The organism is Caballeronia concitans, assembly GCF_001544615.1.
GTDB lineage: Bacteria > Pseudomonadota > Gammaproteobacteria > Burkholderiales > Burkholderiaceae > Caballeronia > Caballeronia concitans.
Genome location: NZ_FCNV02000002.1, coordinates 1 through 22,602 on the forward strand (window position 1 = coordinate 1; position 22,602 = coordinate 22,602).

14 protein-coding genes are annotated in these 22,602 nt (G+C 66.4%); 11 read left to right on the top strand and 3 right to left on the bottom strand.

Annotated elements, in window-relative coordinates; genetic code table 11:
• From AWB72_RS06160 to AWB72_RS06170, 3 genes are all read left to right on the top strand, one after another.
• A partial coding sequence (locus AWB72_RS06160; protein WP_208863115.1) for a hypothetical protein occupies positions 1–650 on the top strand: 650 nt, incomplete at its 5' end.
• A gap of 451 nt (positions 651–1,101) precedes the next feature.
• Positions 1,102–1,704, top strand: coding sequence for an NAD(P)H:quinone oxidoreductase (gene wrbA, locus AWB72_RS06165; RefSeq protein ID WP_040050228.1), 603 nt, complete (start codon positions 1,102–1,104; stop codon positions 1,702–1,704).
• A 28-nt stretch (positions 1,705–1,732) separates the two neighbouring features.
• The gene (locus tag AWB72_RS06170) at positions 1,733–2,146 is read left to right on the top strand and encodes a DoxX family protein (RefSeq protein WP_040050224.1); all 414 of its coding nucleotides are present in this window, start codon (positions 1,733–1,735) and stop codon (positions 2,144–2,146) included.
• A gap of 529 nt (positions 2,147–2,675) precedes the next feature.
• Here AWB72_RS06170 and AWB72_RS06180 read toward each other — a convergent pair.
• Positions 2,676–4,991, bottom strand: coding sequence for a M48 family metalloprotease (locus tag AWB72_RS06180; RefSeq protein WP_087127949.1), 2,316 nt, complete (start codon positions 4,989–4,991; stop codon positions 2,676–2,678).
• A 6-nt stretch (positions 4,992–4,997) separates the two neighbouring features.
• Positions 4,998–5,492 carry a hypothetical protein gene (locus AWB72_RS06185; RefSeq protein WP_040050221.1) on the bottom strand — a complete coding sequence of 165 codons (495 nt, stop codon included), beginning with the start codon at positions 5,490–5,492 and terminating at the stop codon, positions 4,998–5,000.
• A 553-nt stretch (positions 5,493–6,045) separates the two neighbouring features.
• Here AWB72_RS06185 and AWB72_RS06190 point away from each other — a divergent pair.
• Entirely contained in the window at positions 6,046–8,823 is a 2,778-nt protein-coding gene (locus AWB72_RS06190) for a type VI secretion system Vgr family protein (RefSeq protein WP_087127951.1), read from the top strand.
• Between the two features lie 284 nt (positions 8,824–9,107).
• On the opposite strand, the gene AWB72_RS06195 is transcribed toward AWB72_RS06190, so the two are convergent.
• Positions 9,108–9,548 (bottom strand): diacylglycerol kinase, encoded by a 441-nt coding sequence (locus AWB72_RS06195; RefSeq protein ID WP_040050220.1) that lies wholly within the window; start codon positions 9,546–9,548, stop codon positions 9,108–9,110.
• 180 nt (positions 9,549–9,728) lie between these two features.
• On the opposite strand from AWB72_RS06195, the gene bcsB reads away from it, so the two are divergent.
• The 7 genes from bcsB to bcsA are packed head-to-tail and all read left to right on the top strand — an operon-like array spanning position 9,729 to position 22,582.
• A complete protein-coding gene (gene bcsB / locus AWB72_RS06200; protein WP_040050226.1) occupies positions 9,729–12,011 on the top strand; it encodes a cellulose biosynthesis cyclic di-GMP-binding regulatory protein BcsB in 2,283 nt (760 codons plus the stop codon).
• 3 nt (positions 12,012–12,014) lie between these two features.
• Positions 12,015–13,187 carry a cellulose synthase complex periplasmic endoglucanase BcsZ gene (bcsZ, locus tag AWB72_RS06205; RefSeq protein WP_052449845.1) on the top strand — a complete coding sequence of 391 codons (1,173 nt, stop codon included), beginning with the start codon at positions 12,015–12,017 and terminating at the stop codon, positions 13,185–13,187.
• Positions 13,184–17,179 (top strand): cellulose synthase subunit BcsC-related outer membrane protein, encoded by a 3,996-nt coding sequence (locus AWB72_RS06210; protein ID WP_208863116.1) that lies wholly within the window; start codon positions 13,184–13,186, stop codon positions 17,177–17,179. The genes bcsZ and AWB72_RS06210 overlap by 4 nt, the downstream gene beginning before the upstream one ends.
• Before the next feature lie 18 nt (positions 17,180–17,197).
• On the top strand, positions 17,198–19,087 hold the full coding sequence (gene bcsE / locus AWB72_RS06215) for a cellulose biosynthesis protein BcsE (protein WP_087127953.1): 1,890 nt from the start codon (positions 17,198–17,200) through the stop codon (positions 19,085–19,087).
• Between the two features lie 2 nt (positions 19,088–19,089).
• Positions 19,090–19,302, top strand: a complete 213-nt coding sequence (locus AWB72_RS06220) for a hypothetical protein (RefSeq protein ID WP_040048995.1) — start codon at positions 19,090–19,092, stop codon at positions 19,300–19,302.
• Complete coding sequence (gene bcsQ / locus AWB72_RS06225) at positions 19,299–20,066, top strand: cellulose biosynthesis protein BcsQ (RefSeq protein WP_040048996.1); 768 nt, start codon at positions 19,299–19,301, stop codon at positions 20,064–20,066. The genes AWB72_RS06220 and bcsQ overlap by 4 nt, the downstream gene beginning before the upstream one ends.
• Complete coding sequence (gene bcsA, locus AWB72_RS06230) at positions 20,063–22,582, top strand: UDP-forming cellulose synthase catalytic subunit (protein ID WP_040048997.1); 2,520 nt, start codon at positions 20,063–20,065, stop codon at positions 22,580–22,582. The genes bcsQ and bcsA overlap by 4 nt, the downstream gene beginning before the upstream one ends.
• The last annotated feature ends 20 nt before the right edge of the window (positions 22,583–22,602 follow it).

Genomic DNA, 22,602 nt, shown 5'->3' on the forward strand with positions numbered 1-22,602 from the left:
TAGGCTTAAACATAGGCAGAAGACTACCTCAAAATTTAAGCGTTGCCGCATGTCCGGTGTTTGCGGGGGCCGGCCCAGAGTACAACATCATGGGCACAGACTTCGAGCACATCTGGGCCAACGGCTCAGCGGCGAGAGGCTATCTTGGCGAGGACGCGAGCGACGGCGCTGTCGCGCTGTACGGCCTGTGGTCCGCCAGTTATGAGGATCTCGGCGTGGCGCACTGGAAATATGCCAGTGCGGCCGGGCAGTACTCTCATCACGTCAAGACGGGCGTTTATGATGCAGCAGGGACGGTACTACCGACCGTGTCCGTGAATGGAGAGGCAGCTTATCGTGTCAACCGCGGCCAGACGGTGCAAGTCGAATTCACGTACGAAAACAACGGCAAAAGCCCGCAGACGGTCAATACCGGATGGTACATATCAGACGACGACTTCATCCAGAGAACGGACAGGCGCATCGCAGTGAATACTGGTATGACGCTCGTTCGTAACGATGTTCTCACTTATCGAAGAACCTTGACGATCCCGGCCGATCTACGCACCAACACGAACTACTGGCTGGGTACGATCGTAGACATCGATAGCGTCGTGCCGGATAACATACCGAGCAATAACGCCACATACATTCCTATCCACATTAACTGAGCCAAGTTCGCCCGAACGACGCGCCGCGACGTAGCCTTTTTATGGTGGAGGGCGCAAAGCTCGTGAGAGCCGAGTACCTCCGCGGCGTGAAGCATCGACGTGCACCCCAAAGGTTGGATGCCGATCCAACCTTTGGGGCTTTAACAGCTCTCTGGAAGGCATTAAGCGAGGCATTCCTGTCACTCGCCGACAGATCGACTATATTGATTTGGGCAGTCATACCCGTTTCACTGCATTCGCGCAGGAAGCAAAAGTTTGGGAGAGAGCGTGCTAGGTAAGTTCGTATTTAACCGGCCATGCAAGCTGGGAGCGTTCGGCTCTTACTTGCAAGGGGGGAAGTACGAGCTTTAGGGCGGTGATCCGGAACAGCCGCGCTGATCCAACACAGAAAGTCATGTGACGCGTTATTGAAATGGGCGCGGGGATCGCGGCACATCTACCGGGAGAGAAAATGGCGAAGGTACTGGTTCTGTATTACTCGATGTACGGCCACATCGAAACGATGGCCAATGAAGTGGTCGAGGGTGCCCGCTCCGTGCCGGGTACGGATGTGACGCTAAAACGGGTGCCTGAAACGATTCCCGACGAACAGGCCAAGGCGATCGGCGTCAAGCTGAACCAGGTAGCGCCGATCGCGACGCCCGGCGAACTCGGAGACTACGACGCGATCATCTTCGGCACCCCGACCCGGTTCGGGAACATGGCCGGGCAGATGCGTACGTTTCTCGACCAGACCGGCGGTCTGTGGATGAATGGCGCTCTTATTGGCAAGATCAGCAGCGTATTCGCGTCAACCGGTACGCAGCATGGCGGCCAGGAAACCACGATCACGTCGTTCCATTCCACGTTGCTTCATCAAGGCATGGTTATCGTTGGTGTACCTTACGCGTGCGCCGGACTCACGAATATGAACGAGATAACGGGCGGAACGCCGTATGGCGCCACCACACTCGCCGGAGCCGACGGAAGCCGGCAACCGTCGAAGAACGAACTCGACATTGCGCGTTATCAGGGAAAGCACGTCGCCGAGTTGGCTGCCAGACTCTTCCAATGATCTCCCGCCTTCATTCAAAGTCGATGCCATGCGCTACTTCTCTCTCGAGCAACGCAAGGACGCGTTGATTCTGCTTGCGCGCTTGCTCCTGATGCTTCTTTTTGTCCTCTTCGGATGGCAGAAGCTGATGGGCTTTTCCGGAGCGGTTGCCTATATGGGTTCGGTCGGCGCGCCCGCGCCGACGCTTGCTGCGATCGTCGCCGTCGTGATGGAACTCCTCGTGGGCATCGCAATTGTCATCGGCTTCTACACCCGGCCCCTCGCCTTGCTGCTCGCGCTCTATACGCTGGGCACTGCTTTCGTCGGCCATCACTACTGGACCATGACGGGAACGGAGCAGTACGCGAATATGATCAACTTCTACAAGAATCTCAGCATCATAGGAGGTCTACTGTTGCTCGCGGTCACTGGCCCCGGGCGCTATTCACTAGACAGGAAGTGACGTAAGGAGCGTGGCTGACGAGGCGGCGCCAATCGGTGCGGTTCTGCATAGCGAGACTTGGCTCGCCATGCTCGTCGAGCGCAGGACAAGTCTTCTGCCCATGATGAGGAGGCAGACCTTGGACTTCTTCGGTATCGGCCACCTTTACACCAGAGCCGCGACTCACGAGCGAGCGTTTTCCGGTCGAGGGCTCGCCTCGTTCCAGTCCCTGAGATGGCTATGCCAGAGTCCTTCAACTCACTCGTCGCACTTCTGAGAAGCGCGTGGGCGATGAGCTGGTTTATCGCTGTCCCCGTTGACTTGATCGTACGCGTGAGGTCGGCAACGGCCGATCTGCTGTCTCAGAGCGCCCGTCCCAACGTCCCGGACTGCTGCATGACCCGACTTCGCTACTGAAAATGCGACCGTCGCAAAGGAGTCGTTTATCCCCTGTAGTTTTGAATAAGAACGCTTACGAACGAAGCTGACTCCGACTCTCAAGTGACGTCTTGAGCTTCACTGCCGAGCCCTACCGTCATACGCCCCCTCATCAAATGTCAAGAATCGACTTGACCCACCCCGCGATGACCACGGCGGCGAGCGAAACGATGACGCCTCTGCGCATCACCGAAACCGACGGCTGCGGCTCCACGCTGCCTCGCATCCTCCCGACGACTGCCCCCGCCATCGCCCCAAGAAGCGCCGCCACCGACGCCACGCACAGATAAAGCAGCACCGATGTCAGCGCGGAATCCAGCGTCGATTGCGCGTTCAGTTCGATGGTCACGAGCCCGCCCACGCTCATCACGATTCCCGCGACAGACCCCGCGCATAGCCCATACAGCGCATTGAACGTGCCGCGCCGCCACGCCGCGATGAACGCCGCCAGCGCCGCCGCGAACGCAATCGGCATGACGAGCGCGAAGCCGCTGCTGCCCGCGCGCTGTGCGATGCGAACGAGCGGCGTGAACGACGCATGGATCGCCGCCTCCGCATCCGGGGGCAGCAAGCGGCGAAACCGCAGCAGTTCGATCCACAAACAAAACACGAGACCGATGAGCACGCCCGTCGATATCGCCCGCGCGGGCCGGAATTCAGCAAGCCGCAGCGACGTATCGACACGCGGCATCGTATCGTCGAGAAATACCCAGCCGGATAGCGGCAAGTCGTGTCGCAGGCGCGCGAACCATCGCGATGACCACGGAAAGAGCCACGCCGCGAGCGCACCGACGACGAGCGGCGGCGCGATCATCACGAGCGACGTGTAGAAGTTGTTGTCCGGCCCGAGCGACCCGAGCGACGCGGACGCGAACGCGCCCCACGCGAACATCGCCGCGACGACCGCGATGGAGATCGCGCCGGTCAGCTTAAGCACCGGCAGCGGCGACGCGCTCTTCACCGTCACGCCGACCCACGCCGCCGCCGCGCGCGCGATCCAGTTGCAGATCAGCCAGCATCCGATGATCGCGAAGACGAGCGCGATCACATGAATCTCGAGCAGCCTGAGCGCATGATCCGCCGCAAGCCGAGGCGCCGATTCTCCGCCCAGCACGAACTCCGCGCCAATCAACACCTGATTCAGGAAGTAGCCGAGCGCGAAGAGTGCGCCGGCCGCCGCCGTGCCCTTGACCGGATCGCGCCCGTTCATCACGGCCGCGTACGCGCCGCGCCAGATGCCGGTGCTGAGCGCGCCGATGGCGAGGATCATCACGGCGAGCGGCGTCACGATCGACACGACGACCGACACGCGCGCGACCGCGCTCGCCGACCCCGCCGGCACGAAGCCGATCAGAAAGCCGTTGATCGTCTCGATGACGACGCCCGCCGCAAAGCCGATGCCGAGCGCATCCCATTTGTCGAGGCGAAAGAGCGGCGTGGTATCGACGAGCACGGCGCGACGCGCCTCGCCGCGCGGATGCAGGCTCGGATACGCGCTGTGTCCGTGCGGCGAGGCGGCGGCGAGACGCGCGAGCACGCGATCGACCTGTGCGGGCGATTCATCCCATTGCGACGCCTGCAAGTCCGCGTAGAACTCGCGAACGCGCAGCACCGACGCGCCCGACAGCAGCACCAGCGCGCTCCACAGCGCGGTCTTGCCGAGCAGAAAGAGACTTTGATGCCACGTACGCGCGCCGAACGCGCCGATGCCGAGCAGCGGAACCACGCTCACGATGACGAACGCGAGACACGCGGAGATCGTCATGAAGGTTTTGTCGATGTCGCGGTTGCGGATGTGCGCCAGTTCGTGAAGGATGACCGCGCGGAACGCGGCGCGGTCGGCATAGAAGTAGCGGGCGACGAACGCGCCGCTCAGCGCGACGTAGTAATCGCGGCGGCGTCCGAACGTCACGGGCAGGCCGCTCGCAAGCGGATTCCAGACGAACGACGGCGCGGGCGTCAGTTGCGCTTCGCGGCACAGGGCGTCGAGGGCATCGAAGAGGCCGGGCGGATCGTCGCGGGCGATGGGCGCAAGCCGCTGCGTCTTCAGCTTCCAGAGCGGAAACAGCCAGTAGAACAGCGCGCCGAGCGCCAGCGTGACGACGATCCCCGCGATCTTCCACGTCGTTTGCGGCCTGAGCAGCGCCATGCACGTCGCGACCTGCGGCATGACCGCTTGCGCCGACTGCGCCGACTGCTCCGTCACGTTGGCGCCTGCATCGAAGACGCGCGTGACCACGCCCGACGCGCACGCCGCGAGCGCATCCCGTTGCTCGACGTGGATGCTTTCCCAGAAGTGCCCGTAAAACTGGCTGCTGACGCAGACGACGAGCACGATCAGCAAATCGAATCGCAGCGTGATGTCGGACGGGAAGGGCAGCGGATTGAGCCGCGGCTTCGGTTGCCCGGATACGTCGGATGCCGGCACGATGCGTCACTTCCTCGGCAAGACGAACTGGGCGACGACGGCGTCGGCGAGCCGCTGCGTTTCAGCCGGTGCGAGGCGCAGGCGCTTGCCCGCCGCGATCACGTTCCGGTGGACTTCGCCCAGCTCTTGCGTCGTGAGAGCCGGCGCGGCTTCTGCGTTGGCGTGAACGTCCGCGCTTCCGTCGTTGCGCCGGAACATGTTCTTAATCACGATCGACACTTCTTCGCCGACTGCGGTTTCCGTCGCCTTGCGCGCGATGCTGCCGAGCATCGGCAGGATTTCGGAGACCACTTGCAGGATGAGGGGCGTGAAGAGCGCGACGGTGTCCGCGCCGAAGCCGAGCGCTGCGTCGCGGTTGCGCGATGCTTTCTGCGCGGCGGCGGGATCGGCGAACCAGGCGTCGCTGATCGTCGTGAAGAGCGGAAGCTCCTCGGGCGCGAGCTGCGTCAGGACATCGCGCGAGATGTCACGGATCAGAGTGCGGTCGATGGCGGTGTCCATGTGGCGGGGCTCTCCGGGTAGGTCCGCGAAGGAAGCGTGGTTCCGGTCAATACGCGACTAACGGTCTTTGAATGCAAACCACTTTTGAATTTGAAGGTATCGGCGGATGAACTCCATCGCAGAGTAAAACAGTCTGCACATCATCGGGCGGGGCCGAACCGTCGCGATTGAACTGCCGTTCGGCATACGCGTTTTCTAGAGGACGAAACAGTGCTCGCTTTTTGCAAGTGTTCTCAACTTCCAAACCGTCAGTTCGTGGCGGCGCGCGCTTCGCGCCGAAGATTCTGAAGTGGCTCGGAATCAAGTTGACGCAATGTCCGCCACAGGCAGGCAGGGCGGACCGAGCGCCGTTCTGAAGGGTGCATATTCGGGTCGCGTGACGAAATGCGTGCTGCTTCGTCGGCGCTTTGTTCTTCACACCACGTGGCCTTTTCAGAAATTTCCCAATTGCGTCGAACAGCAATCCTCATTAAAAGCAGTATCGCTGTTTTCATTCACGGGGTGATCGTCAGGTGTGCAACCTGAAATCCTCCTTCATGTATGAGAATTCTCCATGGACGTACAAACTACGCGTCCCAGCGTGCTCGCACGCTGGATCACGGGGCGCCAATCCTATTTCCTCAAGGTTCGAGGCGCGGCCCCGACCGATGGCCTTTCTATTGTTTCGGTCAAGGCCATTGAACGCTTGGGCGAGCCGTATCACATCACGCTCGAACTGACGGCCAACGCCGAGTTGGCGCTCGCTGACTACCTCGGACGCAGTGCGACGTTCAGCATCGAGCCCGCGCCCGACGAGGGCACGCCGCGCGAGTTCAACGGCGTCGTCACCCGCTTTATACGTACCCGCAAGACGCGTGATTTTTGCGCGTATCGGATCGTGGTGGAATCGCCGCTTGCGCGATTGCGCATCACCAAACGCTCCCGCGTCTATCAGAACAAGACCGTGCCCGACATGATCCAGGCGATCCTGTTGTCGCACGGTTTTCTTACGCATCAGTTCGCGTTCAGGCTGCGTCGCGAGTTTCCGACGCTCGCCTTCCACATGCAGCATCAAATGTCGGACTGGGCGTTCATCCATCTCTTAATGCGTCAGTCAGGCCTCTTCTGCTATACCCGCCCCGGCGATTTCGGCGATCAGGTAATCTTCGCGGACGACATAGACGGGTACGACTACCAGTTGCGCACGCCGGTCCTGGTGCGCGAAACGTCGGGGCTAGAGACCGGCAACGAGGCGATCCTCTCGCTGCAGACCCATAGCGTCGCCTTCGCTCAATCGGTGCGCGTCAGGAACTACAACCCCGCGAAGTCATGGGAACCGTTCGAAGCGCAGGTCAACCTCGCGCACGACGACAAAACCACTTACGGCCAGACCTACACGTGGGGCAGTCATCATCTCGATGCCGACAGCGCTCAATGGGAAGCGCGCCTGCGTCACGAAGAAGCGTTGTCGGGACAAATTCGGTTCGAAGGCAAGAGCACCGTGTCAGCTTTCTGCACGGGGCTGGTCGTGCGCACCGACGAAAAGCTGCCCGATGCGCCGCATGGTTTCATGCTCACCGAAGTCATTCACGAAGCCGCGCGCGACAAGTCGTATCACAACACGTTTCGCGCGATTCCGGCGGACCGGCCCTATCGGATCCCGCTTCGCGAGGATTCGTGGCCGAAAATTTCCGGTACGTTGAGCGCGCGAGTCACGACGCGCGATGAAGATGCCGAGTTCGCCGAAATGGATGAGCACGGCCTTTATACGGCGCGTTTCGACTTCGATACGGACGAGTGGCCATCGGGCGGTGAAAGCGTGCCGTTGCGCCTGGCGAAGCCCTTCGCGGGCGCGCATCAGACGGGCTTTCATTTCCCCTTGTTGCGCAATACGGAGGTCGCCATCGCCTTCGCCGGGGGAGATCCCCGCTGCCCCTACATCGCCCACATCCATCACCACGCTTATGCGAGCGACCTGATCCACGGTCTCGACGGGTGGAACACGCGCAACGCCATTCGCACGGTCAGCAACAACAAGCTCAGGCTCGAAGACGCCAAGGGAAAGGAAGGCGCCAAGCTCGCCACCGAATACGGCGGCAAGACGCAACTGAACCTGGGCTATATCGTCGATTCCAGACGCCAGAAGCGAGGTGAAGGATTCGAGTTGCGCTCGGATTCGTGGGGTGCGCTGCGTGCAGGTAAAGGCCTGTTCCTGAGTGCCGATGCGCAACAGGCTGCCAGCGGTCAGACGCTCGACATGAGCGCGGCGCTCGCGCAGTTGCAGACAGCACAGGGACGGATGCAGAGCTTGTCCGAGGCGGTCAGCAAGGCCAAGGCCATCGTAGCCGATTGCGAAGCGCAGAAGGCGCTGCTGGAGACGCAACTGAAGGACTTGCAGCAGGCGGTGTTGCTCGCCTCGGCCCCGCATGGCGTCGCCCTTACGAGCGGCGAGCACATGCAACTGTCGGCGGGCGGCCATCTATTCACGACTACAGGTGGCAACGCCGATGCCGCGATCGGCGGCAATTACACGGTTGCGGCGGGCAACGCCGTGTCGATCTTCGCTAACGCGCAGGGCGTGAAAGTCACCGCCGCAGAGGGCAAGGTGGACGTGCAGGCGCAAGGCGATGCGCTGAATCTTGCCGCGCTCAAGGGCGTGACCATCGCCAGCACCGAGGACGCCATCACGCTCAACGCAAAGTCTGAATTGACGCTGTATTGCGGCGGCTCGTACATCAAGCTGAACAGTTCGGGCGTGGAAATCGGAAGCCCGAGCGATGTCAGATTGAAAGGACCCCTGCGGGTCAGCGGGTCGGCCACCAAGCAGAGTGCGTTGCCGCTCATGCCCAAGCAGGAGCCGACCGGCATGCAGCTGTGGCACGTCTATCCGAACGGCGAGCCTGTCAAGAACGCGTCGTACCGGGTGGACTATCCCGACGGCTCATTCCGGTGGGGCAAGCTCGATGAGAACGGCAAGGGGATGCTCGCCAACGTGCCGCGCGGCGGCGGGAGCATCAAGTATTTCGAGGACGGGTATCCGATCAAGGACGACGAGCGCAAGTGGGCGGAGCCCGACGGCGCAGCGAACGTGCAGGCAGACGGCTCGCCCGATGCGGCGCTGCCGAGCCTGACGGGGCCGGCGGTGGCTGCCGCTCAGACGGCTGCGATGACCGAACTGCCCGCGCTGGCCGCGCCCGCGTTGTCCGTTGCGCAAGCCGCGATCACGGGAGGCGGGGGAGCCGCGCTGAAGGCCGCTACTCAGACAGCGACGCAGGCCGTCATCGGGTCGATGGGGCAGCAACTCGAGCAACCGTCGACGCCTGCGCTCGCCAAATCCCTCGCTTCGCAATAAACGTCCCTCATAACAACCACGAAGAACATGGCAACACCCGAAACATCACAAAAGCCGGCGCCGCGCCAGATATCGTTCAACCAGTGCAAGGCGCTTCAGTCGTATCAGCCGCAACGCGGTCTGCCAGGTAGTCGAAGCCGCGTCGGCGCGAGGTTCTCAATGGGTCGATTGCTTCGTTAAAGGCCTCCATCCGTCCCCACCACCGCCTCGGTTCCTCGCTTCCCACCCCCTCAAGATTCCCCATTCCCCGCCGACATACCCATCAGGCGCTCGTCACGCGTGTGTCACAAATGCGTGCCCACCCAGTGCCACGCGACCGGTCCGCAGATCACGCCCCAGGTCATCGCGGTAATGAGAATGGACACGGTGACTGCGGCGCTCGCGCAGTCTTTCGCGCGGCCTGACAGCTCGTGGCGGTCGAGTGAAATGCGGTCGATGGCCGCCTCGATGCTCGAATTGATCAGCTCGACCAGCAGCACGAGCAGCACGGACGCCGCCAGCAGCACGCGCTCCGCCGCGCTCACCGGCACGAGAAACGCGATCGGCAGCAGCACCGCCGCCACGCACGCCTCCTGACGGAACGCGCTTTCCTCGCGCCAGGTGACGGCAATGCCGTCCCACGAGTGACGCAGCGCAAAGAGGCCGCGCAGCAGTCCGCGCCGTTTGACGGCGGCAGGCGTGCCGGCGGAAGAAGACGAATTCGATGACGAAGTTGGCCGGACCATGACGCGACGTGGCGGTTTTTGTTTGAAGGATGCTGAGTTGAACCGATCTGCCCGACATTATGCGTTTGTTCCGGCCGCTTCTCGACAGTGTCGGCAGCGCGCGTCCGTAAATCTCCACATCAATGCATGCGAGACGACGGCCATCGCCGCCATGCCACGCACCGCTTCCCGGAATTGCCGATGAAACCCGCCGTCTCCTTCTGCCTGTCGCTGGCAATGGCAGCCAGCGCACTCTACGCCGCAGCGCTGCCCGCCGCCGTTCCCGCTCCCGTGTCCGTCCCGGAAGCGTCCGCGGCAGCCGCCGACGCACCCGCCGACGCACCCGCCAACGCCACGACGACCCACATCCCGTTCTCCGCGCTCGGCGCGTGGCAGCCGCTGCAATTGCGCGGCCTCGAAGACGCCCGCTCGGTGTCGCTCGGCGTGCGGCTCGACCGCGTCGTGACCGGCGCGCGCCTGCGTCTGCGCTACACGTATTCGCCGGCGCTCGTGTTCGCGATGTCGCACGTGAAGGTGTCGATCAACAATGAAGTCATCGCCACCGTGCCGTTCGACAAGGAGCACGCCGGATCGACGGTCACGCAGGACATCCCGCTCGATCCGCGCCTCTTCACCGACTACAACCAGTTCGGGCTGCGCTTCATCGGCCATTACACGCTCGACCATTGCGAAGACCCGGCGAACACCGCGCTCTGGGCCGACGTCAGTCCGGCGAGCGAATTCATCCTCGATACCGCGCCCATCAAGCTGCCGAGCGATCTCGCGCTCTTGCCCGCGCCGTTCTTCGATGCTCGCGACGTCAACCGGCTCACGCTGCCGTTCCTGCTGCCCGCATCGCCCGACAGCGCGACGCTCAGGAGCGCGGGCGTGCTCGCGTCGTGGTTCGGCGCGCTCGCCGATTATCGCGGCGCGCGTTTTCCGGTGGCGACGGCGCTGTCCGCGCTGCCCGCGAACGAACACGCGGTCATCGTCGGCACGCGGGCGCAGTTGCCGCCGGGCATCGAACTGCCGCGCATCGACGGGCCGACGATCCTCGTCGCGGATAATCCCGCGTCCGCCGATCGCAAGCTGCTCGTCGTGACGGGCCGCGACGCCGCCGAAGTCGACGACGCCGTCTACGCGCTCGTGCTCGGCCGCACGGCCATGTCGGGCGCGTTCGCGAAGGTCACGCACGTGGACATCGGCAAGCCGCGCGAGCCCTACGACGCGCCGCGCTGGATGCCGACGAACCGCCCGGTGAGCTTCAAGGAACTCGTCGACGATCCTTCGCGCCTGCAAGTGTCGGGGAGCGCACCCGACGCCATCCGCCTGAACCTGCGCGTGCCCGCCGATCTGTTCTCGTGGAACGCGGCGGGCGTGCCGCTCAATCTGAAATACCGCTACACCGCGCCGACGGTGCAGAACAACTCGGCGCTCGCCGTCGATATCAACGACCAGCTGGTGAAGTCGTTCCATCTGCCGGCCGCCAAGGCCGACGACAGCGAAGGGCGCATCCAGTTGCCGCTCTTGTCCGGCACGAATAGCGGCGCGGCGAACACGCTCGACATTCCGGCGTTTCGCGTCGGCAGCTCGAACCAGTTGCAGTTGCGCTTCAACATCGATTCGCAGAAGACCGGCCTGTGCGCGGGCGTGGCGACCAACACGGCGCGCGCGGCGGTGGACCCGGATTCGACCATCGACTTCTCGGGCTTCGTGCATTACGCGCGCATGCCGAATCTGGCGTACTTCGCCAACAGCGGCTTCCCGTTCACGCGATACGCCGATCTCGCGCAGACGGCCATCGTGATTCCCGATCGTCCGGCGCCCGCCGAACTCGAAGCCATGCTCACGATGCTCGGCCACATGGGCCAGTGGACCGGCCTGCCGAGCCTGCGCGTGACCATCGCGCGTCCCGGCGATGTCCCCGGCCTCGCGCAAAAGGATTTACTCGTGATCGGCGGCGCGCCGTCGTCGCCCGTGTTCGCGCGCTGGCGCGATGCGCTGCCGCTTTCCATCGCGAATCCGGCGGCGTCGCAGGCCGGCATCGCGCGTGCGTCGTTCTCGGTCCACGAACAGTGGCGCGACGGCAAGCTCGTCACGCGCGGCGGCGCGTCGCTCGATCAGAACGGCCCGCTTGCCGCGCTCATGGGCTTCCAGTCGCCCGGCACGAAGGGGCGCAGCGTGATCGCGCTGGCCGCGACCGGAGAAGGCCATCTCGACGACCTGCTCGACGTGCTCGAGCGGTCCGACCGCGTCACGCAAGTGCAGGGCGATGTCGCGCTCGTGCGGCGCGGCGGCGTGGACAGCATGCGCGTTGGCGAGACGTACATCGTCGGCTACGTGCCGTGGTACGCGAAGCTGTGGAGTCACGCGGTGGCGCATCCGGTGCTGCTCGGCTTGGTCGGCGCGATCGCGGGCCTGCTGCTCGCCGTCGGCGCATTCGCCGGGCTTCAGGAACTGGCCGCGCGCCGCAAGGGTATCTGAGCGATGACTCCGGTTCTCCGCCGCGTGGCCGGCGTCATGGCGATGACGGCGCTGTTCGCATCGTTCCCGGCCAGCGCCGCCGATGTCGATGCCGACGCCACCTCGCCGCTCGCGTGCCGCTCGTCGTGGCCGCGCTGGGACGCGTTCAAGCGCGATTTCGTGTCGAAGGAAGGCCGCGTGATCGACGCCGGTTCGGCCGATGAGCGCACGGTGTCGGAAGGGCAGTCGTACGCGCTTTTCTTCGCGCTCGTCGCGAACGACCGCGCGAGCTTCGACACGATTCTCCGCTGGACCGAAAACAATCTCGCGGCGGGCGACCTGACCGCGCGCCTGCCCGCGTGGCTCTGGGGCCGCGACGCGTCCGGCGCGTTCCGCGTGCTGGATACGAACGCCGCGTCGGACGCGGATTTGTGGATCGCGTATGCGCTGATCGAGGCGGGCCGCGCGTGGGGCGAGCGCAGCTACACGGCGCGCGGCGCATCGCTCGCGCGGCGCGTGCTCGACGAGGAATCGGCGACGGTGCCCGGTCTCGGCCTCACGCTTTTGCCCGGCCCGGCGGGTTTCCATCCGGCCGCCGATGTCTGGCGCGTGAATCCGAGCTACGCGCCGCTGCAAGTCATTCGCGGCATCGGCGCAAGTCTTGCCGACGATGCCCGCTGGCCGCGCCTCGCCGCGTCGTCGGCTCGCATGCTGGCCGATACCGCGCCGCGCGGATTCTCGCCGGACTGGGCGCTGTATCGCGCGAATCGCGGTTTCGAGCCGGATACCGACACGCAAGCCGAAAGCGCCTACAACGCGATCCGTGTCTATCTGTGGGCGGGCATGCTGGCATCGTCCGACGCTGCGCGCGCGGGTCTGCTGCAACGTTTCGCGCCGTTCGCCGCGTACATCGCGGAGCACGGCGCGCCGCCCGAGCGCGTCGATACGCGCACCGGCCGCCCTGGACTGAACGACGGCAACGCGGGCTTCTCCGCCGCCGCCGTGCCGTTTCTCGCGGCGCGCGGCGAATCCGCTCTCGCCGATGCGCAGGCTGCACGCGCCGAAGCCGAAACCGCGCCGGGCTATTACACGAGCGTGCTGACGCTCTTCGGCCTCGGCTTTCGCGAGGGACGGTATCGCTTCGCGGCGAACGGCACGCTGGAGACGGCGGCATCGCAATGCGGAGGTGTCCGATGACGCGCGCGCTTCGTGTCAGACGCGCGACGCCCGGGCCGCTGCGCGCCGCGCTGATTTCGGCGAGCATCGTCTGCGCGTCGCCATGGCCGGCGATGCCCGCGCATGCGGCGAACGTGCGGGCATCGAACATCGCTCAAAGCGAAGTCGCGCCGCTGCAACCGCTTCAACCGCTTCAACCGATTCCCGCGCGCCTTTACGCCACCGCGCGCGCGTGGGCGAACAAGCATCGCGACGATCTCGCGTTGCAGGCCATCGACAAGGCTTTGCTGATCGCGCCCGACGAGCCGCGCCTGCTCGCGGAACGCGTGCGCATCCAGTTGCGGCTCGGCCAGGCACAACAGGCGGCGGCGACGCTCGCGCGCATGAAAACCGCCGCGCCCGATGCGCTCCTCACGCGGCAAGTCGATGACGAATACCGCGTCGCCGTCAGCGGCCGTCAGGAAATGGCGGCCGTGCGGCTGCTGTTCCGAAGCGGCCAGTCGGAAGAAGCCGCGCGCCGCGTGTCGGCGCTGTTTCCGCATGGCGCGCCGTCGGGGGCGCTGGGCGCGGAGTACTACCAGATCATCGCAGCGACGCCCGCACGCCGGAACGAGGCGCTCAATGCGCTGCATCGCCGCGTTGCCGCCGATCCCGACGACATCGACGCCGCGCTCACGCTCGCGCGCCTGCTGAACGCCAGCGACGCGACGCGCGCGGAAGCGAACCGCATCGCGTGGAATCTGGCCGCGCGCACCGACGCCGACCGCGGCACCGCGCTCGACCTCTGGCGTCGCGTGCTGCAAGCGGCGGGCGCGGACACGGCGTATCTGCCCGCGTTGCGCGCGTATCTCGCGCTCGTTCCCGACGACAGCGAATTGAGCGACCGCGTCGCGCTGCTCGACGCGCGCGTCGAGGCGCAGAAGAAGCTCGCGCGCGATCCCGATTACATCGCGCAGCAACGCGGCCTCGCGGCGCTCGCGCACGGCGATGTCGCGACGGCGTCGCCGTTGCTCGCGCGCGCCGCCGCCGCTCGTCCGACCGATGCCGAAGCGGTCGGCGGACTCGGCATGGCCCGCATGCGCGAAGGCCAGCGCGACGAGGCGCGCGCGCTGTTCGAACGCGCTGCCGCGCTCGCGCCCGACAACCGCGCGAAATGGCAGGGCCTCGCGCGCACCGCGCAGTTCTGGGGCACGCTCGCGCACGCACGCGATGCCGCCAACGCGGCCAAGCCGGCCGATGCCGAACGCTTCGCCCGCGAGGCGCTCGCGATGCAGCCGGGCAACGCCGACGCCCAGCTCCTGCTCGCCGATGCGCTCCTCGCGCAACGCAACTGGCGCGCCGCCGAACCGATGCTGCGCGCGCAACTCGCCGGTCCCGCGCCGAGCCTGTCGGCGTTGCGCAGCACGCGCACGCTGCTCGAAAGTACCGGGCGCGCGAACGAAGTCGAACCGCTCATCGAGGCGCTGCAAAGCCGCTTCACCGCCGCCGACGATCGCGAAAGCCTCGTCGCGATGCGCGCGGATCTCGTCGCCGCGAAGGCGCAGCAGCTTGCCGACAGCGGCCGCAACGGTCCGGCGGCGCAGGCGTACGAAGCATCGCTGCGGATCGATCCGAATCAGCCGTGGACGCGCTTCGCGCTCGCGCGGCTTTATCAGAACCTCGGCCTGCCGCAACTGGGCCGCGCCGTGATGGACGACGGCCTCGCGCGCACGCCGAATGCGCAGATGCGCTACGCGAGCGCGTTGTATCGCAATTCGACGGACGATCTCGCGGGCGCGCAAGCCGCGCTCGGTTCTGTTCCCGACGCCGAGCGCACCGACGCGATGCGCGCGCTCGCCCGCAATCTGAATGCGCAGCAAGCGCTGCGCGATGCCCGCGCCGCGTATGCACGAAACGACGCCGCCGCCGCGCAAGCCGCGCTGGATCGCGCGCAATCGGACGCGACGGACGATGCCGACATGCTCGCGTCGATCGGCGCGCTGTACATCGATCATGGCGATGCGGCGCGCGGTCTCGCGCTGTTGCGCGACTGGATGGCCGCGCATCCCGAGAAGACCGACGCCGACGTGCGCCTGCGCTACGGCGATCTGCTCGGCGCGGCGCGGCGCGAAACCGAACTCGCGGGCGTGCTCGCGCAGCTTCGCGGCGACGACGCACTGACGCCGCGCCAGCGCGAGCGGCTCGAAGATCAATCGTTGCGCGGCGTGCTGCGCCGGGCCGACGACGCCATCGCCGCCGCCGACTACGCGCGCGCCCGCGCGTTGCTCGCCACGGTCAGCGAAGCGGGCCGCCGCGACAAGCGTTATGCGTTCGAAGTCGCGGACCTCGCGCGCGTGCAGGGCGATTACGCCACGGCGCGCGCGGCGCTCGCGCCGGTGCTGGCCGCATCGCCCGACGACTTCGAGACGCAGCTCACGCTCGCGCGCGTGCTGGGCGACAGCGGCAAGCGCCGCGACGCGCTCGCGATCGTGCAGCGCGTGGTCGACACCGCGCCGCCCGACGACATCGACACGCGCCTGTCCGCCGCGCGCCGTCTCTCGGCGCTGCGCCGTCCGCGCGATGCGCAGCACATCACCGAACCGCTGCGCGTCGCGTATCCGGCGCGGCCGGACGTGACCTTGCAGGCCGGACGCGTCGCCGAGGATCTGGGCGATTACGCGGATGCGGCGTCGCTGTATCGGCTGTCGATGGATCAGGAGCGCGCGGCAGGCGTCGCGCCGGCGTTCAGCGCGCCTGCGGGCGCCATCCGCCCGACGCCCGCGCAGTCCGCTTTCGACGATCTGAACCAGCGCCGCAATCCGGAAGTCGAGACGGCGTGGATTCCGGCGTACAAGTCCGGCGATGCCGGCGTGTCCGAGTATCACGCGCAGCAGGTGCCGATCTACGTGCAGATTCCGTATCGCTACGACGGCCACTTCTTCATTCACGCGGACGCGGTTCATCTCGATGCCGGGACGCTCGACGACAACGGCTTCTTCAATCCGTCGAACGTCGCGGCGGGGCAGACGCCTTCCAGCGTGGTGAGCCAGTTCGGCACGACCGCCGGCTTCTACGACAGCGCGAACACCACGGCGCTGCAGAATCATCTCGCGTCGGCGCCCGTGACGCCGGGCGATCTGCATCAGCATGCGAACGGACTCGGCGGGGGATTCGGCTATGTATCCGATGCATGGCGATTCGACCTCGGCTCGACGCCCATCGGCTTTCCGGTGCATTACCTCGTCGGCGGCGCGCGCTACCGGTTCGATGCCGGACCGGCGAGCCTGTCCGTGTCCGCATCGCGGCGCGCGGTGACGAGCAGCGAACTGTCCTACGCGGGACTCGCCGATCCGCTCACACATACCGTCTGGGGCGGCGTGCGGCGCGACGGCATCGACGTTCACGTGGGCGCGGATTTCGGCAGGATCGAAACCTTCGCGGATATCGGCGTGGCCGAACTGAGCGGGCGCAATGTCGCGGGCAATCAGGAATTCACGCTGCGCACCGGCTTCAACGTGCCCGTGTACGAGCGCGCGACGATGCGCGTGTTGACCGGTCTCGTCGGCAATGCGTGGCATTACACCGAGAATTTGCGCTACTACACGTTCGGGCAGGGCGGTTATTACAGCCCGCAGCGCTATCTGTCGCTCGGCGTGCCGCTCGAGTTCATGGGCAAGCGCAACGGCTTCATGTGGGACGTCACGGCGACGGCGGGCGTTTCGAACGCGTACGAAAAGGATTCGCCGTATTTTCCGAACGGACTGCCGGCGGTGGCGGGGCTTTCGGCCGCCGATCTCAGCCAGTTGAAGTTCAGCGGCAGTTCCACGCGCGGCGTCAGCTTTTCCTATGGACTCGCGGCGACGGTCGAGTATCGGATGAGTCCGCAACTGGCAGTGGGCGCGCGCGTGAGCATCGATCATTCGCACGACTACGCGCCGAGTTCCGGCATGGTCTACGCGCGCTTTGCCTTCTCGGCGCGCAAGGACGATTACCGCATCAGCCCGCAGCCGGTGCGGCTGTATTCGAGTTATTGACCGGCGGCGAGAGAACGTATGAGCACTGAATTGAACCCTTCGCCACGCGCCGCCGCCCGCACACCGGGCGTGCTGTCCGCGCTCGCGCAGTTCGCGCGCACGCGTTTTTCGCGCGATGACGACGTGACCGGCCGCCTCGGCATCGATGCGCTGCCCGCCGATCTCGCCACGCTCGCGCCCGGCGCGCTGTACGCGGTGCAGGTCGCGCCGCGTTCGCCCGAATGCGATGCGCTGATCTGGGAAACGGCGCGCGCGGCGGGCGACCGGTCCGTGACCGTCGTGCTCGCGCGCGAACGGGCGCAGGCCGCCGCGCGGCTGCGTGAAGTGGGCTTCGCGGGAGCGTCGACGGCGGGGTGGGCGCGTCGTCTGAATGTGCTCGCGATGCCCGACGATGCGCCTTCCGCCGAACCGCCGCTCGCGCTCGCCCGCCTTTACGGCGGCTTGCGCGCGCTCAAGCGCTTCGGCTTGCGCCGTCATGCGCTGTTCATCGTCGAAGGCGCGCAACGCTGGTTCGCCTGGGGCGACACGGCGGCGCTCGCGCGCGAAGGCCGCCTGCTGTCGGACTGGTGCGCGGCGCGCGGCATCACGATGATCCTCCTCCTCGGCAACGATGCCGCCGCGCCCGAATCGGACCTGTCGCCCGATTTTGACGAAGCCGCCGACAAGCCTGGCGGACGCGAGCTGAACGGCGCGTGCGCGGGCGTCGCGCGCATGCGGCGCTCGCACGGCGAACTGCTGTGGCAAGTCGATTTCTGGCGCACCGGCAGCGCGTTCGTCACCGGCGACGTGCGCGCGCTGCGTTTCACCGACGATGGCCGCTTGAGCGTCGCATCGCCGGGAGCGGAAAGCGGCGTGCGGGACGCGTCGCATCGCGCGATGCGGATTGCGCCCGATGAAGATCGCGTCGTCGTGTGCCGGTCCGTGACCGGCGACGAGCCGTGGGTGCCGCGCAACTGGGAACTGCTCGACGGCCGCGACGCCGTGGTCGCCGCGTGCCGTGACGCGCGCGGCGCGACGGTCGTGCTCGCGCATCACGACGGCGCGCAGCTCGAGCCGCTGTGCGAAGCGGTGCATGCGCTGCGGCGCCGCTGCGGTCGCGCGCTGAAGATCGCGGTGGTCGAGCGCGGCGAAGTGCTGCGTCATCAATACGAACTGCTGATGCTGAGCCTCGGCGCAAACGTGGTGATCGGGCGCGACGTGCCGTTCTCGCGGCTCGAATCGCTGCTGCAATCGGTGCAGGGCCAGCTTTACACGCGGCCGCTGGTGCCGGATTACCGCACCGCCCTCGCCGCGTCGCTCGCGGATGCCGCGCTCGGTTATCTCAACGTCGGCGCGTTCTGCGCGCAGGCACAAGGCGCGCTCGCGCGCGGCGCGGTGCTGCGTCTGCCGCACGTGCTGGCCAGGCTCACGCTGCCGCCGACGCTCGCCCATGTCGATGCCCTCGGCTGCTGCCGTCCGCGCCGCGCGGGCGACGTGTTCACCGCCGACGCGACGCATCTCTACGTGTTCCTCTTCGGCTGCCGGCTCGCCGACGCCGAGGCCGCGCTCGGGCGCATCTTCACCGAGCCGGTGGAACGCGTGGCGATGGACGTCACGTATCTGTCGAACGACGGCATCGCCGCGCAACTCGACGCGCTCGATGCCGCGAACCGTCGCGCGCCCGCCGCCGATTACAGCGACCTGTTCGCTAACGCCGCGCGCCCGGCCGCGAAACCCGCCGAAGCGGCGCAAGAGCCTGAATCCGTGCGCCGAGCGCGGGCCGAACTGGATGCGCTTCAGGCCGCGCTGGACAGCGAAGCGCGCAAGCAGGGCGCGGATGCGCCCATCGCGCGTGAACCCGCGCCGCGCGCCCAACGCGTGCGCCGCGCCGTGCCGGCCCGCATGCCGCTCGCCGAACCGAGGAACTGAACATGGAAACCCTGCTGATTTTTGCCGTGCTGGGCGCGCTTGCGGGCGTGCCGGTGTGGTTCGTGTGGCAGCGGCGCGGCGCGCGCGGCGGGCTGATCGCCGCCCGGCATTTCGATCCGCGCAAGGCTACGCCGTGCCGCATCGAAGCGGTCGCGCTCAACGGACGGCTGCTGCCGGATGTGGATGTGAACACGAATGCGGAGGTGCGCCGATGAAAACCATCGCTGTCATTTCGATGGCCGGCGGCGCGGGCCGCACCACGCTCGCCGCGACGCTCGCGGTGCTGCTGGCGCGACGCGGCCGCGAAGTCGTCGCGCTCGACTTCGATCCGCAGAACATGCTCGGCGCGTGGCTCGGTCTCGACACGCTCGCGCCGCGCGGCATCGCCAAAGCGCTGACGGACGCATCGGAAACATGGCACACGCACACGTGGCGCAGCGACGAAGGCGTGCTGTTCGTGCCGCACGGCAACGTCACGCTCGACGAAGCCGCCGCCTGCGACGCCCATCTCGCCGCGCATCCGCAGTGGCTCGAACGCGCGATCGGCGAGATCGCGTTGCCGGAGTCCGGCGTCGTGCTGATCGACACGCCGCGCTATCCGTCGCGTCAGGCGCAACAGGCCGCGCGCGCCGCCGATCTCGTGCTGTGCGTGTGTCCGCCCGAACCCGCCGCCTGCGGGGGCTTCGTCGCGCATCTGCCCGCGCTGCGCGAAGCGTGCGCCGATGTGCGCATCGTCGTGAACCGGCTGAATCCGGCGCGCGAAATGCAGCGCGATGTCCTCGCCATGCTGCGCGCGGCGGCGGCCGGCTTGCCCGTCGCGCAGCGCATCCACATGGAAGCGGCGTTGCCCGAGGCGTTCGCGCGCGGCGGGTGGATCGTCGATGAAGCGCCGCAATCGCAGGCGTCGCACGATCTGCACGGTCTCGCCGAACACGTCGATGCCTGGCTGCCCGCGCTCGAAGCGAGTCTCGCCGCATGAACACGAAACCACGGCGCGCGCGCCTTATCGACTGGATCGCGCAAGGACTCGGCCTGCCGGTTTCACGCACCGCGCTCGACTGGTGCGTGCGCCTCTTCTTCAAGCCGCCGCGCGAAGGCCGGCGCGATATCGCGCGCGACATGCTGCGGGCTTTCCTGCTGGCGTGGGCACGCGAATGGGGCGTCGCCGATGTGCGCAATCCGTCGGCATGGCTGTTGCGCGCGTTCGTGCGTGCGCCGCGCAAACGCGGACGGTCGATGATCGCGCGGGCCACGATCGTGCTCGATTTCATCGAACGCATGCTGACGCCGCTCGCCGACGCGATCGTCGCGGTGAGACGCGCGATCGACGCGCGCATCGAACGCCTGCCGTGGGCGCGTTTCGGCGCGCGGCTGGAAGGCGGCGCGAACCGCATCGCGCGCGTGCGCTGGGCGCTGCCCGCGTTCACAGTGATCGGCGGGATTGCGTGGCTCGTCGTCGGCACGTCGCCGCTCGGCGCGGGCGGGCAGTTCGCGTTCTTCGCGGTGCTCGCGGGCGTCGCGCTCGTGATCCGACGCGTGCCGGGGCGCCTGCCGGTGCTGATTCTCGCCGCGCTCGCCATGCTCGTGACCGTGCGCTATATCTGGTGGCGCACCACGCAGACGCTCGACTTCCGCACGCCGATGGAAGGCATCGTCGGTTATGCGCTTTACGGCGCGGAAGCGTACACGTGGATCATCCTGCTCTTCGGCTTCGTGCAGACCGCTTGGCCGCTGGAGCGCCCGGCGTCGAAGCTGCCCGACGATCCCGCGCACTGGCCGAGCGTCGACATCTACGTTCCGACCTACAACGAGCCGCTCGCCGTCGTGAAGCCGACGCTCTTCGCCGCGCAAGGTATCGACTGGCCGGCGGACAAGCTGCGCGTGTATCTGCTCGACGACGGGCATCGCCCGGAATTCGAAGCGCTCGCGCGCGAGGCGGGCATCGGCTACATCACGCGCGACGACAACCGGCACGCGAAGGCGGGCAACATCAACCGCGCGCTCGCAAAGACCACGGGCGAGTACATCGCCATTTTCGATTGCGATCACGTTCCCACGCGCTCGTTCCTCCAGGCGACGATGGGCACCTTTTTCGCCGATCCGAAATGCGCGATGGTGCAGACGCCGCATCACTTCTTCTCGCCCGATCCGTTCGAGCGCAATCTCGGCACGTTCCGCCGCGTGCCGAACGAAGGCAACCTGTTCTACGGTCTCGTGCAGGCCGGCAACGACCTGTGGAACGCCACGTTCTTCTGCGGATCGTGCGCGGTCATCAAGCGCGCGCCGCTCGAGGAAGTGGGCGGCATCGCGGTGGAAACCGTGACAGAAGACGCGCATACGGCGCTCAAGCTGCATCGGCGCGGCTATACGACGGCGTATCTGCCGACGGTGCAGGCCGCCGGTCTCGCTACCGAAAGCCTCGCGAGCCACATCAAGCAGCGCACGCGCTGGGCGCGCGGGATGGCGCAGATTTTCCGGATCGACAATCCGTTCCTCGGGCGCGGGCTGAACTTCTTCCAGCGCCTCTGTTACGGCAACGCGATGCTGCATTTCTTCTACGGCATTCCGCGTCTCGTCTTTCTCACCATGCCGATGTGGTACCTCTTCTTCCAGATGTACTTCATCAACGCGGCGGCTTCGACCATCGCGAGTTTCGTGCTGCCGTACATCGTGATCGCGAATATCGCGAATTCGCGCATGCAGGGCAAGTTCCGGCATTCGTTCTGGGCGGAAGTCTACGAGTCCGTGCTCGCGTGGTATATCGCGCTGCCGACGACCATCGCGTTCATCAGCCCGAAGCACGGCAAGTTCAACGTGACGGACAAGGGCGGGCGCATCGACGAAACGTACATCGACTGGGCGATGAGCAAGCCGTATCTGATCCTGCTCGCCCTCAACGCGGTGGCGATGTCCGTGGGCGTCGTGCGGCTCGTGTTCGGCGCGGGCGACGAAACCCCGACCATCCTCATGAACGTGTTCTGGACGCTCTACAACCTCGTAATGCTCGGCGCGGCGGTGAGCGTGGCGCGCGAGGCGAAGCAGGTGCGCGTGACGCACCGCATCGCCATGACGATGCCCGCGACGCTCGTGCTCAACGACGGCAGCACGCTCGCCTGCACCACGAGCGACTATTCGACGGGCGGCCTCGGCCTGACCGTGGAGCCGGGCGCGCTCGCGCTGAACGCCGACGATACGCTCGGCGTCGTCGTGAGCCGGGGCGAGCGGCAGTTCCATTTTCCGGTGCGCGTGACGCGGCTCGCGGGCGCGCATCTCGGCGTGCGTTTCGATTCGCTGACGCTCGAAGAGGAGCGGCGTCTCGTGCAATGCACGTTCGGGCGCGCGGATGCGTGGATCGAATGGGACGAGCGCACCGAAAAGGATTCGCCGCTCAAGGGCCTGAAAGAAGTGCTGCTGATGGGCGTGGAAGGCTACGCGCGCCTTTTCGACGGCGCGCGCCGCGCGCTCATCGCGGGACTTTCGCCGCAACGCCGCTAAAGCCGGGTCGTCTTCGTGCC

What these genes read in the sequence shown, in the direction of transcription:
- AWB72_RS06185 (WP_040050221.1), bottom strand. Translation starts at nt 5,492, where the DNA reads ATGGACACCGCCATCGACCGCACTCTGATCCGTGACATCTCGCGCGAT.
- AWB72_RS06190 (WP_087127951.1), top strand. Translation starts at nt 6,046, where the DNA reads ATGGACGTACAAACTACGCGTCCCAGCGTGCTCGCACGCTGGATCACG.
- AWB72_RS06170 (WP_040050224.1), top strand. Translation starts at nt 1,733, where the DNA reads ATGCGCTACTTCTCTCTCGAGCAACGCAAGGACGCGTTGATTCTGCTT.
- bcsB (WP_040050226.1), top strand. Translation starts at nt 9,729, where the DNA reads ATGAAACCCGCCGTCTCCTTCTGCCTGTCGCTGGCAATGGCAGCCAGC.
- AWB72_RS06195 (WP_040050220.1), bottom strand. Translation starts at nt 9,548, where the DNA reads ATGGTCCGGCCAACTTCGTCATCGAATTCGTCTTCTTCCGCCGGCACG.
- wrbA (WP_040050228.1), top strand. Translation starts at nt 1,102, where the DNA reads ATGGCGAAGGTACTGGTTCTGTATTACTCGATGTACGGCCACATCGAA.
- AWB72_RS06210 (WP_208863116.1), top strand. Translation starts at nt 13,184, where the DNA reads ATGACGCGCGCGCTTCGTGTCAGACGCGCGACGCCCGGGCCGCTGCGC.
- bcsZ (WP_052449845.1), top strand. Translation starts at nt 12,015, where the DNA reads ATGACTCCGGTTCTCCGCCGCGTGGCCGGCGTCATGGCGATGACGGCG.
- bcsE (WP_087127953.1), top strand. Translation starts at nt 17,198, where the DNA reads ATGAGCACTGAATTGAACCCTTCGCCACGCGCCGCCGCCCGCACACCG.
- AWB72_RS06220 (WP_040048995.1), top strand. Translation starts at nt 19,090, where the DNA reads ATGGAAACCCTGCTGATTTTTGCCGTGCTGGGCGCGCTTGCGGGCGTG.
- bcsA (WP_040048997.1), top strand. Translation starts at nt 20,063, where the DNA reads ATGAACACGAAACCACGGCGCGCGCGCCTTATCGACTGGATCGCGCAA.
- bcsQ (WP_040048996.1), top strand. Translation starts at nt 19,299, where the DNA reads ATGAAAACCATCGCTGTCATTTCGATGGCCGGCGGCGCGGGCCGCACC.